The 15,250-nt window shown below is 40.0% G+C and carries 14 protein-coding genes and 1 tRNA gene; 12 read left to right on the forward strand and 3 right to left on the reverse strand.

Features of this window, described 5'->3' with window-relative positions; genetic code table 11:
• Positions 1-243 precede the first annotated feature (243 nt).
• The gene (gene aqpZ / locus CALSC_RS23215) at positions 244-1,026 is read left to right on the forward strand and encodes an aquaporin Z (RefSeq protein WP_088243609.1); all 783 of its coding nucleotides are present in this window, start codon (positions 244-246) and stop codon (positions 1,024-1,026) included.
• A 436-nt stretch (positions 1,027-1,462) separates the two neighbouring features.
• Entirely contained in the window at positions 1,463-2,287 is an 825-nt protein-coding gene (locus CALSC_RS23220) for a polysaccharide deacetylase family protein (protein ID WP_088243610.1), read from the forward strand.
• A 51-nt stretch (positions 2,288-2,338) separates the two neighbouring features.
• Here CALSC_RS23220 and CALSC_RS23225 read toward each other — a convergent pair whose 3' ends face one another.
• Both CALSC_RS23225 and CALSC_RS23230 read right to left on the reverse strand, forming a co-directional pair.
• The gene (locus CALSC_RS23225; RefSeq protein WP_088243611.1) at positions 2,339-2,755 is read right to left on the reverse strand and encodes an alr0857 family protein; all 417 of its coding nucleotides are present in this window, start codon (positions 2,753-2,755) and stop codon (positions 2,339-2,341) included.
• Between the two features lie 16 nt (positions 2,756-2,771).
• Positions 2,772-3,311 carry an HNH endonuclease gene (locus CALSC_RS23230; RefSeq protein ID WP_200817727.1) on the reverse strand — a complete coding sequence of 180 codons (540 nt, stop codon included), beginning with the start codon at positions 3,309-3,311 and terminating at the stop codon, positions 2,772-2,774.
• Positions 3,312-3,702: 391 nt separating this feature from the next.
• Between CALSC_RS23230 and CALSC_RS23240 the strand changes: the two genes are divergently transcribed.
• From CALSC_RS23240 to CALSC_RS23250, 3 genes are all read left to right on the forward strand, one after another.
• Positions 3,703-4,038 carry a hypothetical protein gene (locus CALSC_RS23240; RefSeq protein WP_088243613.1) on the forward strand — a complete coding sequence of 112 codons (336 nt, stop codon included), beginning with the start codon at positions 3,703-3,705 and terminating at the stop codon, positions 4,036-4,038.
• Positions 4,039-4,864: 826 nt separating this feature from the next.
• Entirely contained in the window at positions 4,865-6,916 is a 2,052-nt protein-coding gene (locus CALSC_RS23245) for a GAF domain-containing sensor histidine kinase (protein ID WP_088243614.1), read from the forward strand.
• Positions 6,900-7,514, forward strand: coding sequence for an SRPBCC family protein (locus CALSC_RS23250; protein ID WP_088243615.1), 615 nt, complete (start codon positions 6,900-6,902; stop codon positions 7,512-7,514). Before CALSC_RS23245 ends, CALSC_RS23250 begins: the two co-directional genes overlap by 17 nt.
• A gap of 75 nt (positions 7,515-7,589) precedes the next feature.
• Here the strand turns inward: CALSC_RS23250 and CALSC_RS23255 are convergent.
• A tRNA-Glu gene (locus CALSC_RS23255) sits at positions 7,590-7,662 on the reverse strand.
• Between the two features lie 363 nt (positions 7,663-8,025).
• Here CALSC_RS23255 and CALSC_RS23260 point away from each other — a divergent pair.
• The 7 genes from CALSC_RS23260 to CALSC_RS23285 all read left to right on the forward strand — a co-directional run bounded on the left by CALSC_RS23260 (position 8,026) and on the right by CALSC_RS23285 (position 15,102).
• A complete protein-coding gene (locus tag CALSC_RS23260; RefSeq protein WP_088243616.1) occupies positions 8,026-9,948 on the forward strand; it encodes a cation:proton antiporter in 1,923 nt (640 codons plus the stop codon).
• 215 nt (positions 9,949-10,163) lie between these two features.
• On the forward strand, positions 10,164-11,147 hold the full coding sequence (locus CALSC_RS23265) for an alpha-ketoacid dehydrogenase subunit beta (protein ID WP_088243617.1): 984 nt from the start codon (positions 10,164-10,166) through the stop codon (positions 11,145-11,147).
• A gap of 12 nt (positions 11,148-11,159) precedes the next feature.
• Positions 11,160-11,336, forward strand: coding sequence for a hypothetical protein (locus CALSC_RS26750; RefSeq protein WP_159460683.1), 177 nt, complete (start codon positions 11,160-11,162; stop codon positions 11,334-11,336).
• Positions 11,337-11,355: 19 nt separating this feature from the next.
• Positions 11,356-11,973: a hypothetical protein gene (locus CALSC_RS23270; RefSeq protein ID WP_088243618.1), complete on the forward strand. Its 618-nt coding sequence runs from the start codon at positions 11,356-11,358 to the stop codon at positions 11,971-11,973.
• A gap of 140 nt (positions 11,974-12,113) precedes the next feature.
• Complete coding sequence (gene secD, locus CALSC_RS23275; RefSeq protein WP_088243622.1) at positions 12,114-13,562, forward strand: protein translocase subunit SecD; 1,449 nt, start codon at positions 12,114-12,116, stop codon at positions 13,560-13,562.
• The gene (gene secF, locus CALSC_RS23280; RefSeq protein ID WP_088243619.1) at positions 13,559-14,542 is read left to right on the forward strand and encodes a protein translocase subunit SecF; all 984 of its coding nucleotides are present in this window, start codon (positions 13,559-13,561) and stop codon (positions 14,540-14,542) included. The genes secD and secF overlap by 4 nt, the downstream gene beginning before the upstream one ends.
• Before the next feature lie 128 nt (positions 14,543-14,670).
• Positions 14,671-15,102 (forward strand): hypothetical protein, encoded by a 432-nt coding sequence (locus tag CALSC_RS23285; protein ID WP_088243620.1) that lies wholly within the window; start codon positions 14,671-14,673, stop codon positions 15,100-15,102.
• The last annotated feature ends 148 nt before the right edge of the window (positions 15,103-15,250 follow it).

Here is a 15,250-nt window from a genome sequence, read left to right on the forward strand (position 1 = left end):
AGGATGATAACTAGATAGACGCGATTATAAGCAGGTGGTGGACTTTAAAGCAGTTGGTTAGCGTGTAATATTATTTTCTCTAGGCTTCGCAAAATTAGATTGTGCATTACTCACTAACTTTCCATCCTTTTTTAACTACCGAAAAAATAAATATAAAAAAAATAGGGCAAATTTAGGCATTAGACCTAGTAAAATATAACATTTACTTATATCTTTCATGAGTAATGTTAAGAATTAATAAAAATGCCGCAGCAAAAACGTTATGTAGCGGAGTTTATTGGAACTTTCTTGTTAGTTTTTGTTGGTTGTGGTAGTGCCGTACTAGCTACAACTTTTACAGCAGATAGAGTAAGAATTGGTCAAAACATAGTATACCCTGCGGGTATTGGTCTACTGGGAGTCTCACTAGCATTTGGTTTAACATTAATGGCTATGTCTTATGCTCTTGGTCATATTTCCGGTTGCCATCTAAATCCAGCCGTAACCATTGGTCTATGGGCTGCAAAACGCTTTCCCGAATCTGATATCCCGTCTTATATTGGATTCCAAGTAATGGGAGCCATCGCAGGAGCAGGAACCTTAGCTTTGATTGCTAGTGGTAAGCCAGGATTTAACATATTGAGAAATGGTTTAGCCAGTAATGGTTTTGGGGAACATTCTCCGGGTAGCTATTCTCTGTTGGCAGCTTTTGCCACTGAGTTTATTCTTACTTTCATGTTTTTAATTATTATTTTGGGTGCAACCGATAGCCGTGCCCTTCAGGGTTTTTCTCCCATTGCTATTGGTGTGGGTTTGACGGTGATTCACTTGATTAGTATTCCTGTTACCAATACATCTGTTAATCCAGCTCGTAGTTTGGGTCCAGCGATTTTTGTTGGTGGTTGGGCAATAGAACAGTTGTGGTTATTTTGGGTTGCTCCCATACTGGGTGCATATTTTGCAGGATTTCTTTACTCTCAAGTGTTAGAAACTTCCAAAATGGATAAAGGATCATCGGCAAGAAAGTCTTCTGAAAGTAGAAGATAGGAGAAAAGAAATGGGGAGTGTCTCACAGGGGTAGGCTTTTGACTGAATAGGCAGAGGGGAAAGGAGCAAGGGAACAAGCCCCGCCCTTCCAGGGCGCTTGAACTGTGGCGGAGTACAAGCTCCGTCTCATTCTTCCCTCTCCCTGCCAATCCCAAATCAAGCCCCTGTCTACATTTATACATAGGGTTCTGCTGAATAACTGAAAAATATTGATTTATCAATGCTTTGAGGCTATTTTATTGGGGAAGGGCGTGTAAGGAAATTCGGATTTTAGGTTTAAAATCCTTGCATCTGTTATTTTTGATGGCAAAAAGAATAGAAATAAAGAGGCACCGAACTACTCCCTACCCCCACCAAAAGACTTAAGGTTCTGTTCTCCCCTCTGCTCCCTGCTCCCTGCCCCTTGTCCTCCTTTAAAATAGTTTGAGAATTGGATATGAGAAATAATTGCTGGGGTAGAAGTCACAACAAAATTATCAATCTAGCAATTGCAGTTACAATGACAGCTTGTAATGCTAAATCTGTAACTACTCCTCAATTAAATAGCAATAGTACCCAGAAAATCCCACAAGTAGTCGCGGAACCAACCCATCATTCAAAAACTGCTATTAAAAACCTGAATTTTTCAGTTCCAGTTAAATTTCAGGGAAAAATTGTTTATAAAGTCAAAGTTCCCCCAGAGGAAAAAGTAATTGCCTTGACAATTGATGATGGTCCTTGGAAACCAACCACTACACAAATGTTGGATATTCTCAAGCAAAACAACGTCAAAGCAACTTTTTTTTGGCTTGGAAAAACAGTACAAACATATCCACAGATAGCCAAGCGAGTGATAGCAGAAGGACACGCAATTGGCAATCATACTTGGAATCATCGCTATCAACGAGTGACTCCAGCAGTAGCAAAGGATGAAATTGAACGCACAGCCAAAATTATTTATCAAACAACAGGGGTAAAAACATCTTTATTTCGTCCTCCTGGAGGTTATTTAAACAACGGATTAGCAGCTTATGCTAAAAGTCAGAAATATAGCGTATTAATGTGGTCACAAACATCAGCAGACACAGATCCTCGGGCAAAATATCAAGTATTCGTGAAAAATGTCTTGAGAGATGCCCAACCTGGAGGAATTGTGTTGATGCATGATGGAGGTGGCGATCGCTCCCGAACAGTAAAAGCTCTGCCAGAAATGATTAAGGGACTGAAACAGAAAGGTTATCGATTTGTCACCATTCCTGAATTGTTACAAATGTCCCCATAAACTGAACTTCCATTTATCTTTCACTCCTTCCCTCCCTCACTCTTCCTCCCCTCATTCCTGAATCACAGAGGCGCAACTCTGGCTAGCTAGCCAGAGATTATAGAGTAATAACTCAGTGGGTGAAGTTAGAGAATCATCATCAGATACATCACTAATACTAGTGACAAATATACCTGTGACTTCCTCTGTACCATCCGTCAGCCAAGAGCCCCATAGAGTTACTTCCACATAATAGCGATCGCATGGACACATGGAGATAATGCCCCGTTCGTCTGTTTGAATTGCTTCCCTTAGTTGTTTTAACCCTGGTAAATCAGCAGGTAACAAAAAAGAAGCATGGCTGGGTTTAACACATAGAAATTGACCGATTCGCATCGCCAAAATTACTCGCTGTGCCACCCATTCTTCTAGGGATTGAGTTAAATATTCCAGGTGAAAGCTATCTTCGGTGTAAATTAATTTCAACATTCCTCATGCTCTCCTGTTACTCCAGGTTTGCTTGCACATTCATCCAAAACTTGTCTGCAAATGCAATCGCTGGATGAATTGGGGCTTTGGGTTTGGTAGCTAGTTGCATACCAGCTTCTTTAGGGGTTCTGCTTCCTTTACGGGAATTACACCGCTCGCAGGCAATAACGACGTTATCCCAAGTATGTTGTCCTCCTCGAGAACGAGGAAGTACATGATCTAAAGTCAGGTTTTTTTTACTACCGCAATATTGACAAGTGTGCCGATCTCGTCGCAACACTTCCCGGCGATTAACTGGAGGAACTTTCCACACTCTTTCGCTGGAATTTATTATCAAGCGAATATGTTGCGGTACAAACATTACCAAACTGGGAGAAGTAACGGTAACTTGCCACTCATCTCCCATGCCAATATTAAGTGGTTCTGCTTTATTGGTAATTAATAACACAACTGCTCGCTTAATATTCACCTGACAAAGTGGCAAGTAATTTTGAGAAAATACCACCACGGATTGCTCTAAAACTGGTATTTTGCCATTCACATTTTGATTCCTCATCAAAAACCCCCACTTCTGACTGAGTAGAAGCGGGGGTAGAAAATTAACTTCAAAATTTTCTTCTATATCGGTACAGGATTTTTAAGTCTGTACCCCACGCTTCTTGACCTTTTTGCTCTTGGTTTGGCACTTCGTAAATTAAACTTGAGATTAATATTGCCAGAATTTTCCTGATCCTCTTGAATATCCCCATTATCGTGGCTGCAAATGCCCATAAATAAATACTCCACTCCCGCAATAACTAATTCCCAACACTGTTCATAGTTGGTAAGGCGCGCAGAAGTGGATATGGGATAAAAGGATGTCACTGAAAATTTCACCTGTTGAACATTTCTTTAAACATACTACACTTGTATTACTATCCTGTCCATATTTTTAGGAGAAAAAAATCATGCATACCATTACTCGCACCCCCACCACTGACATGGAAGTTACCAGCATTCGTTTGGAACGGGAACTTAAGGACAAGCTGAAAACATTATCAGGAAATCAGGGATATCAAGCTTTAATTCGCGATGTCCTCTGGAATTATGTGCAACAAAAGTCTGGAGAATGGAAACCGCGATTTTCCAGAGATGATATCAGAGCCAGCATTGCCGCTACTGCCCAACAAGAAGAACGTTGTGTACTTACAGGTCAACTTATTCAACCCCAACAACCAATGCTTTTAGGACTGACAACAACTGGTGATATGGTACCTCTGACAATAGAAAGTTTAGCTGGTTAGAAAATGATTGGGAGGAATGCAGTGGAATAACTCCATTCCTCCTATAATTAACGCTATTTTATACAAGTAAATATTAAATAAAATTATATAAGTATTCTTTTTTGATTATTTATACTCAAGATATAGATGGCTGCCATGTATTTACAAATTGTAAAAATTGACAATTCTTATACTGGGATCAGACTTGAGGTTTCCATTACTTCTATTTATGATTCTTAGTTGCTTGCACATTAACAAATTACCAATCCAAACCTATAAATAGGGGGTTAGACAATCCTTGACAGGAAAGAAGCATCAGCCTAATAAATAGATTACTCACCAAATAGAATCAGGTGATAAAATTTGGCAAATTTTAGGCTGAAACCTCTTAATCTCTCATTTTGATGATTCTTACGAATTAATTTTGGTAATTTTATCTGAATAACTCTGATTACTGATAAATGCTCTATTTATGGCTCGATTTGAATGCCAATAAATATAAGCTGTTTTTTCAATTAGCTTCAGTATTAACGCGGATAATAATTGCAAACTCTTTGTTGTAAATATAGAGGATTTACGGTTTATGTATAACAGGAGGAAGTATATTCTAATTCATGGTAGATAAATTATGATTATATGTTTGTTAGATGATCCTGGTTCAATAAACTAGATATTTTAGTATATTCTATGTATTCTATTATTCTCGCATAAATCGGATAATAACTACCTACTTAGTCACTTGAAGTAGAAAGAGGCTATAACAAGTGAGGGAAAAGCGCAATGATGAGGGTGCAGCCATAAGCTAAATGGAGAAACAAATGCCAAGAGGAACTTAGGAGAAAGGAACATGGGGTCATTATCCGACAGTATGCCAGCAATGAAAAAGCGTTTAGCATCTGTTTCACAATCAGCAGATGAAGTAGATAGACCAACACAACACCCACTCAAGCTGATGCAGAATCAGGAAGAAGCAAGCCAAAAATTGGTGGCACAGATTAACCAAATTATCGCTAATCATCCGGCCAGCATCAAAATGCTGCGAGAAATTGCCAAAGTAGTGGGAACTGCTTTTGAGGTGGATTGCTGCTGTTTGGTAACTCTTCCTGATGAAAAAGATAGTGAAGCGGTTACAGCTACAGCTAATTGGTGCGCTCAAAAGTATTCAGGGGTTACACAAAGCGATGAATTCTCAGCCATAGATGAGCTAGACTGGCCTGTGATGCAGTGTGCGGCAGAGCCGTTTTCCATTGAAGATATTACGGCGATAGAACATAGTTTAGTTGTCGGATGCCAGTATTTACCCTTACCAATCAAAACAGTTTTAGGTCTGCCTACTTACTTGGGTCAAAAAAATAATGGTGTAGTTATACTTATTAGAGCCCAGCCCTATGATTGGAGTGAGTCAGAGCAAAAACTTCTCAAAGCTTTAGAATCTGTATGCGCGATCGCTTTTGCCCAATTAACACAAGCACATAAAATTGATTCCCAACAAAAGACCTTAGCAGCTAGCTCCCAGTATCAAAATCTACTTAAACAATTAACTATACTCAGTCGCAGCAACTTGGACTTGAATCAAATGCTCCAGTTGGCGATCGCATCCACGGCAGAAACTCTACAGGCAGATCGTGGTTTATTAATGCTTTTAAAATATACAGATCCTTTATTTAAAGCTCGACAAAAAAAACAAGTTCCCAAAGCAAAAGTTAATGTTGTGGGTGAATGGTCAGTAAATGCGGCTAAAGATACTTCTCATCAACCAAACGAAGAATCTTTCTGGCTCTCTGACTGTGCTTTATGTCAACGAGTATTTACAGCTTCCATCAAACCCATTATCCTCAATGAGGATCTAGGGCAGCAAGAAAGTTATAGCTTGAGTGCAGCTGCAATTTTTAATTTAGAAAAACTACCTACGGTGTTGTTAATGCCTTTGGAAAGCCAAGGAAAAATTTTAGGCTTTTTAGTATTACAACAGTCTCAGAGCCGTAATTGGCAGCACAGAGAATTAAATATCTTGGAAATGATTTGTGCTCAACTTGTCAATACTATTATTCAATCTCAAACCCTGCGGCAAGTCCAAAATTTAGTCGATGAGCGCACAGCTCAACTCCAACGTAGTTTGGAAGTACAATCGAAACTATATGAAATTAAGCAACAGCATGTGAAACAGTTACAAGAACTCAATGATTTCAAAGATGAGTTTTTAAGTAATATGAGCGATCGCTTGCGTTATCCCTTAACTAATATGCGTATGGCGATTCGTAACTTGAATCACCCAGAAATTACTCCAGAGCGCCAAGTTCGCTATTTGGATATCTTAGAACAAGAATGTACTAAAGAAATTAATTTAATTAATGATTTATTAACTCTCCAGAGATTAGATAATCAACAAGAACCTCTACAATATGAAACTGTAGATTTAAATACAACTATTAAAGATTCTGTTGCATCTTGTGAGCCAAAAATGGCAGAAAAGGGCTTGAAAATTTCCTTGGATTTGCCCACAGAGCCATTAAAGCTACAAACAGAGGTAGAGAGCTTCGAACGTATTGTACAAGAGTTATTAACCAATGCTAGCAAGTACTCCCAAAGGGATACTGGTGTCAACATAAAAATTAGTCACCAAGTCAATCACCTTGTAGATCAAGTTATGATCGAAGTGCATAACACTGGACGTACCATCTCTGAAGAAGAAGCGACTTATATTTTTGATCGGTTCCGTCGCGGAAAAGGAAGATGGACCCCAGGTACTGGTTTAGGACTGGCGTTAGTCAAATCCTTAGTACAACACCTGAATGGGGAAATTGCAGTCAAAAGCACTCCCATTGCTGAAGATGCCAATCTCAGCAAGATTTGCTTTACTCTTACACTACCCCAGTTTGCTGATGATAAGAAACCATAATCTGACAGTGAGTAAACAACAGAAATCTACACAGAACATAGAAGCTACTGATATAGATGAGCAATTGAGTCCATCAGATTTGGTAGATCCAGCTGCGTTGCAGGCTGTTGAAGTCCAAGTTGAGAAAATTGCCGATCGCCAACGGCAAATCACTGCTCAGATCAAAATCCCTCACTCAGTGGAGCAAGTTTGGCAAGTATTGACTAATTATGAGGCTTTAGCTGATTTTATCCCCAATCTTGCTCAAAGCCGTCGCCTCGATAGCCCCAATGGAGGTATTCGTTTAGAGCAAATCGGTTCTCAACGCTTCCTACGTTTGAATTTCTCTGCCCGCGTTGTTTTAGATTTGGAAGAATCTTTTCCTCAAGCGATTAACTTTCACATGGTAGAAGGGGACTTTAAAGACTTTTCCGGGAGTTGGAACCTAGAACCTTGCTCCTTAGACGAACAAACCGGAACTAATCTCTGCTACACAGTCAAAATATGGCCCAAAGCCATGATGCCTGTTTCCATCATTGAACGTCGTCTGAGCCAAGATTTACAGATGAACCTGCTAGCTGTTCACCAAAGGGTTAAACAGCTAGCAATGGTTAAATAAAACAAGGAGAGATAAGGTTACATAGAAACCTTATCTCTCCTCATGAAAGATGATTAATGACTTTTAATCTAGTAGTACCCCCAGGGGAATTCGAATCCCCGTCGCCTCCGTGAAAGGGAGGTGTCCTAGGCCTCTAGACGATGGGGGCGTGACCTCTAGACCTTTTATATATTAACCAACTTCATTACTAATGTCAACATTTTGCAGAAATTTTTTCCAATTTGTCGTTTCTCCTCATGACTGCGACTAAATAGGGATATGATTTGGAAACAAAGAAAGCTATTATCTGTGAAAAATTCACTACCAGAAAATCCTCTCAAACCAATGTAACATGCACAACAGGGGCAATATTCTATGCTCTCAATGGATAACAAATGTATCACAACCCACAAAAATATGAGAAAAAACCTTCATTCTAGAAGAGACATCAGGTATGATGTTGTACTCTGTAAAAATAATATTTATTGTTCTTTACAACAGATTTTGAAATATACTGCTCAAAATCTCAAACATGGAAGCATCTTTTGATATCACTCTACAGATGGTGCTTGCCGTCGTTGCAGGCATTAGTGCTCAAGTGCTCGCTGCCTACTTACGATTGCCGAGCATAGTCTTTTTGCTGCTGTTTGGCATCCTTTTAGGAACGGATGGCTTGGAAATATTAGATCCCCACATCTTAGGTACGGGATTAGAAGTAATTGTTGCCTTAGCAACGGCAATCATTTTGTTTGAAGGTGGACTGAACCTCGACCTGCGAGAAGTTGGACGAGTTTCCGCCATTTTACAATTGCTTGTTACCTTGGGAACACTGATTACTCTTGTGGGTGGTAGTATGGCAGCTCATTGGCTGGGAGAGTTCCCTTGGCCTATTGCTGTTCTATATGCTTCCATTGTTGTGGTGACTGGTCCAACGGTGATTGGCCCTTTGCTCAAGCACATCAACGTTGACAGACAAGTAGCAACCTTGTTGGAAGGTGAAGGAATTTTAATTGATCCCGTAGGAGCAATTCTGGCATTCGTGGTATTGGACACGATTTTGAATGGTGATACCGATCCCATTAACGCCATTGTTGGTTTACTACTCCGTTTGGGGGTTGGTGCTGCCATTGGAGGTGCCGGTGGTTACTTGATGAGCTTTATTTTCAAGCGCGCCAATTTTTTGTCCTTTGAACTCAAAAATCTGGTAGTACTGGCAATTTTGTGGGGCTTATTTGCCACAGCTCAGATGATTCGTAGTGAATCGGGAGTGATGACTACGGTAATTGCAGGGGCGGTTTTTGCTAATTCTTCGGTGCCAGATGAACGGTTATTAAGGCACTTTAAGGGGCAATTGACCATTTTGAGTCTGTCTGTGCTGTTTATCCTGCTAGCGGCTGATTTATCAATTGCCAGTGTATTTGCTTTGGGTTGGGGCAGTTTATACACTGTGTTGGTACTCATGTTTGTTGTTCGCCCCATAAATATTCTTTTTTGTACCTGGAATAGCAATCTTAACTGGCGACAGAAAATATTTTTAAGCTGGGTAGCTCCTCGGGGTATTGTTTGTGCTTCTATTGCCTCCTTATTTGCAATTTTGTTGACCCAAAGAGGGATCAATGGTGGAGATTCCATTAAAGCTTTGGTTTTCTTGACAATTATGATGACGGTTTTTTGTCAAGGTTTAACTGCTGGGTGGGTTGCCCAGTGGTTGCAAATTACTGCTACGGATACTACCGGATTAGTGATTGTGGGTTGCAATCCCTTGAGTTTGTTGATTGCTCGCTTCTTTCAGGAAAGGGGAGAGCCTGTGGTCATGATTGATACTAATAAACAAGCTTCAGAACAGGCAGAAGCGCAAAATATCCGAGTCATTGCCAGTAGTGCTTTAGATACGGGTGTTTTGGAAGAAGCTGGACTTGTATCAATGGGCACTTTTTTAGCTATGACTAATAATGGAGAGGTGAATTTTGTGCTGGCGCAAAGGGCGGCAGAAGAATTTGAGCCACCCAGGGTTTTAGCTATATTTCCCCGCAAACCTCAAGCCAATAATTCTGGTGAAACAAATAAGGTGAACCAAGCTTTTGCCCCTAATTTAGTCATTAAAACCTGGAATCAATATCTGAATGATGGACAAGTAAAATTGGGAACTACAACTTTTAGTAGCTCTGATTTATTGCAACAGCAGGAAGAGATACGCAAATTGATTGATACAGAAGAGTTAGTACCTTTGTTATTGGAGCGCCGAGGAACCTTGCAAGTTCTCACCGTTGCTCAAGAATGGGAAAGTGGCGATCGCATTATTTATTTATTACATGATCCCCGCCCAGAATTATTGAAACGTTTATCTGGTGGGACTCAATCAACTCGCCTCTCTTTAGATAAATTGCCACAAATAGAAGAAGTACCCTTAGCCAAGTTATCTCAATTATCCGCTAATGAGGCTCCTGCTCCATGAGTAAGGGAGTGAAGGAGTGAAAGAGTGAGGGAGTAAGGGGGAAAGTAAAGAAAATTGCACGATAATTAATGGTGCAGGCACTATAGCAAAATACACGGGTAATCATTCTTTACTCATTAGTGCATTTGTGTGGCATTAGTTTGGCAACATCACTCACCATATTTTTAGCAGATGCACGGTAAGATTCTAAGAATAATCATCTCATTACACTTGGAATGGCAGAAACACTATTTTTTAATGCTCTGCGGGAAGCCGTTGATGAAGAAATGGCACACGACTCCACTGTATTTATTCTCGGTGAAGATGTGGGGCATTATGGCGGCTCCTATAAAGTAACGAAAGATTTATATAAGAAATATGGTGATTTGCGCGTACTAGATACCCCCATTGCCGAAAATAGTTTTACAGGTTTAGCGGTGGGAGCTGCTATTACTGGGTTAAGACCAATTATTGAAGGCATGAATATGGGGTTTTTACTCCTCGCCTTTAACCAAATTTCCAATAATGCTGGGATGTTACGGTATACCTCTGGTGGGAATTTTAAAATTCCTATGGTCATCCGTGGTCCTGGTGGTGTAGGTAAACAATTAGGTGCAGAACATTCTCAACGTCTAGAGGCTTACTTTCAAGCTGTACCAGGGTTAAAAATTGTTGCCTGTTCTACTCCTTACAATGCCAAGGGGCTGCTAAAAGCAGCTATCCGCGATGATAATCCGGTGTTATTCTTTGAACATGTACTCCTATACAATCTGAAGGAAGATTTACCCTCACAAGAGTATGTATTGCCACTAGATAAAGCTGAAGTGGTGCGCTCTGGAAAGGATGTGACAATCCTGACCTACTCCCGGATGCGGTATCATGCGATGCAAGCAGTGAAAACTTTAGAAAAGCAAGGTTATGACCCAGAGGTAATTGATTTAATTTCCCTCAAACCCCTAGATTTTGACACTATTGGTGAATCTATCAGAAAAACTCACAAAGTAATTGTTGTGGAAGAATGTATGCGTACTGGTGGTATTGGAGCAGAATTAACTGCTTCAATTAATGATCGCCTATTTGATGAATTAGATGCACCTGTTCTGCGACTTTCTTCCCAGGATATCCCCACGCCTTACAATGGTGGTTTGGAGAATTTAACCATTGTTCAACCAGAGCAAATTGTGGAAGCTGTGGAAAAAATGGTGGCTTTAAGAGTTTAATTAAAACCCATTTTGAGGTCAAAGCCTAATTCCAAAAGTAGGGGCGAACTGCGTTCGCCCATTACAATATCTGTAACTCACCAAGTTCCCATCGGCTGTCAAGAAGAGGCAGGGGAGCAGGGAGCAGGGAGCAGGGGAGAAACCCGTAAGCCATTGCGGTGGATCACTATGTTGTTATGCAAGATATGAATAAAGATTAAAATAATAAATGCCCTACAGTGAATTTACTATCCGCAAGATAAAACAATCTTTTGATTTAACAACCATAGAAAACGGCAGATTCTTCCCAGAAATTAACCCAATTCAACCTAGTAATACCCTGAATGATTTTTTATCAGAAAGCCTACCTTTAGCGATCGCAACAGGTAGTGAAAAAGCGCGTTCGGAATTAATTATTAGTCCTGTACTTGTAGAAGTCAGAAAAATTCTCCACAGAAAAATTCTCCACAGAAAAATTAGCCTTTTCTCCGGTGCAGATTTTACTGTCGATCCAGGAATGGGGTTGAGTGGTGTATGCGATTTTCTCCTCAGCCGTTCACCAGAACAGTTAGAAATTGAAGCCCCAGTTGTAGTAATTGTAGAAGCGAAAAAAGCAGATTTAAATGTGGAAATTGGACAATGTATTGCGGAAATGGTGGCAGCTTTAAAATTTAATGAAATGAATAATCAAGCTATGACCACTGTTTATGGCATTGTGAGTAGTGGAACTGCTTGGAGATTTTTGAAATTACAAGGGAAAACAGTAACTATTGATTTGACAGATTATCCCCTTCCTCCGGTGGAAAAAATTTTAGGCATTTTGGTGTGGATGCTCCAGTCAGGATGATGACAAGAACAAACGAGAAACTGCCGAAATTGTTGGTATAAAGGATGATGTTATATTTCTTCATCAAACTCCAAAATCCAAAATTCAGAATCTAAAATCCAAAATTAGTTATGATAGCGTTTGTCGCAGTGAATTATGGTATGCAAAGACAGCGATCGCTATTAGCTTTAATTTTAGTTTTGATAATTGCCTCAGTAACGGTAATTATTAGTCCTTTTTTCCCCTTGGAGCTAGGGCTTGACTTGAAAGGCGGCTCCCAGTTAACAATTCAGGTGAAAACCACAGAAGATATCACAGAAATCACCGAACGAGAATTAGAAGCGGTGCAGAAGGTGGTGGAAGGTAGGATTAATGCTTCCGGAGTATCGGAACCATTAATTCAAGCAGTAGGTAAAGACCAAATTTTAGTACAACTACCTGGTGTAGATAATCCCCAAGAAGCAGAACGCCGACTTAAAGGTACGGCACAGTTAGAGTTTCGCACACAAAAACCCGATACTGAAGCAAAATTATTTGCATTGCGTACCTTAAGAGGACAACTCCAAGCCAAGCAGCAAGAATTATTAACCCAGAAAGATGAGGCGAAGCCAGAAGAAGTTGCTCAAAATAAAACAGAATTAGAGAAAAATAAAACAGAATTAGAGAAAAATAAGCAAGAAATCAAAGAATTATTTGCTAGTACTGAACCACCTTTAACTGGTAAATTGCTCGATGATGCTATTGGTCAACCTACTCAAGGGAGTAACTGGGATGTTGCTCTCCGCTTCAAATCCAAGGGTGGAGAATTATTTGCTACTTTAACCAAACAACTAGCTGGAACTGGTCGTAGTATCGGTATTTTCCTCGATGATGAATTAATTAGTTCTCCCACCGTAGGGCCAGAATTTGCTAGTGCTGGTATTACGGGTGGCTCTGCGGTAATTACTGGTCGATTTACGGCTAAGGAAGCACAGGATTTAGGTATTCAACTTAAAGGTGGTTCCTTACCCCTACCCATCGAAGTGGTAGAAATCCGTACCGTTGGCGCTACTTTGGGACAAGACAGCATTCAACGCAGTATTTATGCTGCTTTGGGTGGTCTAATATTGGTCTTATTATTCATGATTGTTTACTATCGACTACCAGGAGTAATTGCTAATCTATCTCTGGTAATTTACTCCTTATTTACTTTGGCTTGTTTTATGCTGTTGGGGGTTACTCTCACATTACCAGGAATCGCTGGGTTTATTCTCAGTATTGGCATGGCTGTAGATGCCAATGTCTTAATCTTTGAAAGGACACGGGAAGAATTACGAGCAGATAAATCTTTATATCGTTCCGTGGAATCTGGTTTTTACCGTGCCTTTTCCAGTATTTTAGATAGCAATGTCACTACCCTCATCGCCTGTGCAGCCCTATACTTTTTGGGTTACGGTTTAGTCAAAGGTTTCGCTGTAACTTTGGCTGTAGGTGTAGTCATTAGTATGTTTACAGCTATTACCTGTAGTCGCACTTTCATGTTTTTGGCAATATCTCTCCCTAACTTACGGAAAAAAGAACTTTTCTGTCCTAATCTGACCACTTCTAAGCAACCAGAGGTGGCACAATGAAATTACATATTAATAAATGGCGATCGCTCTGGTGGAGTATTTCTCTAGCAGTTATTCTGGCTGGAATTATCTCCATGGTAATTTCTTGGCAAACTACTGGTTATCCCCTACGTCCCAGTTTGGATTTTGTTGGCGGTACTCGATTGCTGTTGGAACGCAATTGTAGTGATGCTGATAACTGTAATAAACCCATTGATATTAATATCGTTAGAGATGTTGCTAAAGAGCAGGATTTGGGTGATAGCAGTATCCAAATTATTGCCGATAAAGACACTGGTAAAGACAATGGTGTATTAATCAGGACAAAAACCCTAGATGTAGAAAAACGTACCCAACTGCAAAATGCCCTAAGTGAAAAAATAGGTTCCTTTGACCCCAACAAAAATCAAATTGATACCGTTGGTCCCACTTTAGGAAGACAGTTATTTACAACTGGTACAACTGCCCTTGTGGTTTCTTTTATCTGTATTGTTATTTACCTTGGTATTCGCTTTCAATGGGATTATTCAGCTTTTGCCATCGTGGCGACTTTCCATGATTTGTTAATGACTGTGGGAATTTTCTCCATCTTTGGCTTACTCTTCGGGATGGAAGTTGATAGCCTATTTATTGTGGCACTATTGACAATTACGGGATTTTCTGTTAATGATACCGTTGTTATTTATGATCGCATTCGAGAAAATGTCAAAACCCACGAGAATGTTCCCTTTCATGAAATCGTCGATGATGCAGTTAACCAAACTCTAGCTCGGTCTATCAATACAACTTTAACCACATTACTCACCTTAGTGGCCATTTTCTTGTTTGGAGGCGAAACCTTAAGAAACTTTGCCTTAGCACTGATTATTGGTTTTACGATGGGTGCTTACTCCAGTATCTTTATTGCCAGTACTCTTTTAGCTTGGTGGCGAGAATATAAAGGAGAATCTAGGGTTACCCAAACAGCAGATTCCATTGATGCACCCGTAGATAATTCTTAAACTATTGAGCAAAATGCCACAAAATCAACTATCTAATTGTTAAACTTGAACAACTTCTTTGGCTGCCATATTCACTGCTATTGAAGTTTTGGCACAGTTAGATATTCATCTATATTTTTCCCAAAGCCATGGATTCCCCAAAAAAATCTCCCTCAATAACCCAAAACATGGCAAGCAGCGATTCTGCCTTTGCTCAACAGGTGCAAAGGTTATATCGCTTAACGATATATGGTAGATGGTTACTGGTCTGCTGTTTTTGGTTGACTATTGCTCCATTATGCCTATGGGGGCTAAGGGAAGAAATATTTTTGTGGCAACAATACTTTACTTGGGTCGCAGTCAGATATGCTCTGTTTTACCATCCCTTATCTACTCTGGGTTTATCTATATGTATAGGGATGACAGCAGCCGTTTTAATTTGGCAAAGTCGCAATATCCTGTTTGGCATCCCACAAAGTGAACTAAAACGCCTAGAGACAAAGGTTGCCCAGATTCGCCAACAAGGACAAAGTCATCCCCTTTGGCAATGGATTATCCCTCTACGTGCAAGTAATAAGTAATATAGCCATAGCCAGCCAAGTTAGGACTTTTTCAGTTGATAGTTGAGAGTCCTGTAGTCGAACAATACTGCCCTAACCAATATGTCCATTGTTATAAATAATAAGTTTATTGTTTATAGGTTTGGTGCTTCAACAATGTCCGCGCCCT

It is taken from the genome of Calothrix rhizosoleniae SC01 (assembly GCF_900185595.1).
Taxonomy (GTDB): domain Bacteria; phylum Cyanobacteriota; class Cyanobacteriia; order Cyanobacteriales; family Nostocaceae; genus Calothrix_A; species Calothrix_A rhizosoleniae.

What these genes read in the sequence shown, in the direction of transcription:
- CALSC_RS23220 (WP_088243610.1), top strand. Translation starts at nt 1,463, where the DNA reads ATGAGAAATAATTGCTGGGGTAGAAGTCACAACAAAATTATCAATCTA.
- secF (WP_088243619.1), top strand. Translation starts at nt 13,559, where the DNA reads ATGAAATTACATATTAATAAATGGCGATCGCTCTGGTGGAGTATTTCT.
- CALSC_RS23260 (WP_088243616.1), top strand. Translation starts at nt 8,026, where the DNA reads ATGGAAGCATCTTTTGATATCACTCTACAGATGGTGCTTGCCGTCGTT.
- CALSC_RS23250 (WP_088243615.1), top strand. Translation starts at nt 6,900, where the DNA reads ATGATAAGAAACCATAATCTGACAGTGAGTAAACAACAGAAATCTACA.
- CALSC_RS23225 (WP_088243611.1), bottom strand. Translation starts at nt 2,755, where the DNA reads ATGTTGAAATTAATTTACACCGAAGATAGCTTTCACCTGGAATATTTA.
- CALSC_RS23270 (WP_088243618.1), top strand. Translation starts at nt 11,356, where the DNA reads ATGCCCTACAGTGAATTTACTATCCGCAAGATAAAACAATCTTTTGAT.
- CALSC_RS23265 (WP_088243617.1), top strand. Translation starts at nt 10,164, where the DNA reads ATGGCAGAAACACTATTTTTTAATGCTCTGCGGGAAGCCGTTGATGAA.
- CALSC_RS23230 (WP_200817727.1), bottom strand. Translation starts at nt 3,311, where the DNA reads ATGAGGAATCAAAATGTGAATGGCAAAATACCAGTTTTAGAGCAATCC.
- CALSC_RS23285 (WP_088243620.1), top strand. Translation starts at nt 14,671, where the DNA reads ATGGATTCCCCAAAAAAATCTCCCTCAATAACCCAAAACATGGCAAGC.
- secD (WP_088243622.1), top strand. Translation starts at nt 12,114, where the DNA reads ATGCAAAGACAGCGATCGCTATTAGCTTTAATTTTAGTTTTGATAATT.
- CALSC_RS23245 (WP_088243614.1), top strand. Translation starts at nt 4,865, where the DNA reads ATGGGGTCATTATCCGACAGTATGCCAGCAATGAAAAAGCGTTTAGCA.
- CALSC_RS23240 (WP_088243613.1), top strand. Translation starts at nt 3,703, where the DNA reads ATGCATACCATTACTCGCACCCCCACCACTGACATGGAAGTTACCAGC.
- aqpZ (WP_088243609.1), top strand. Translation starts at nt 244, where the DNA reads ATGCCGCAGCAAAAACGTTATGTAGCGGAGTTTATTGGAACTTTCTTG.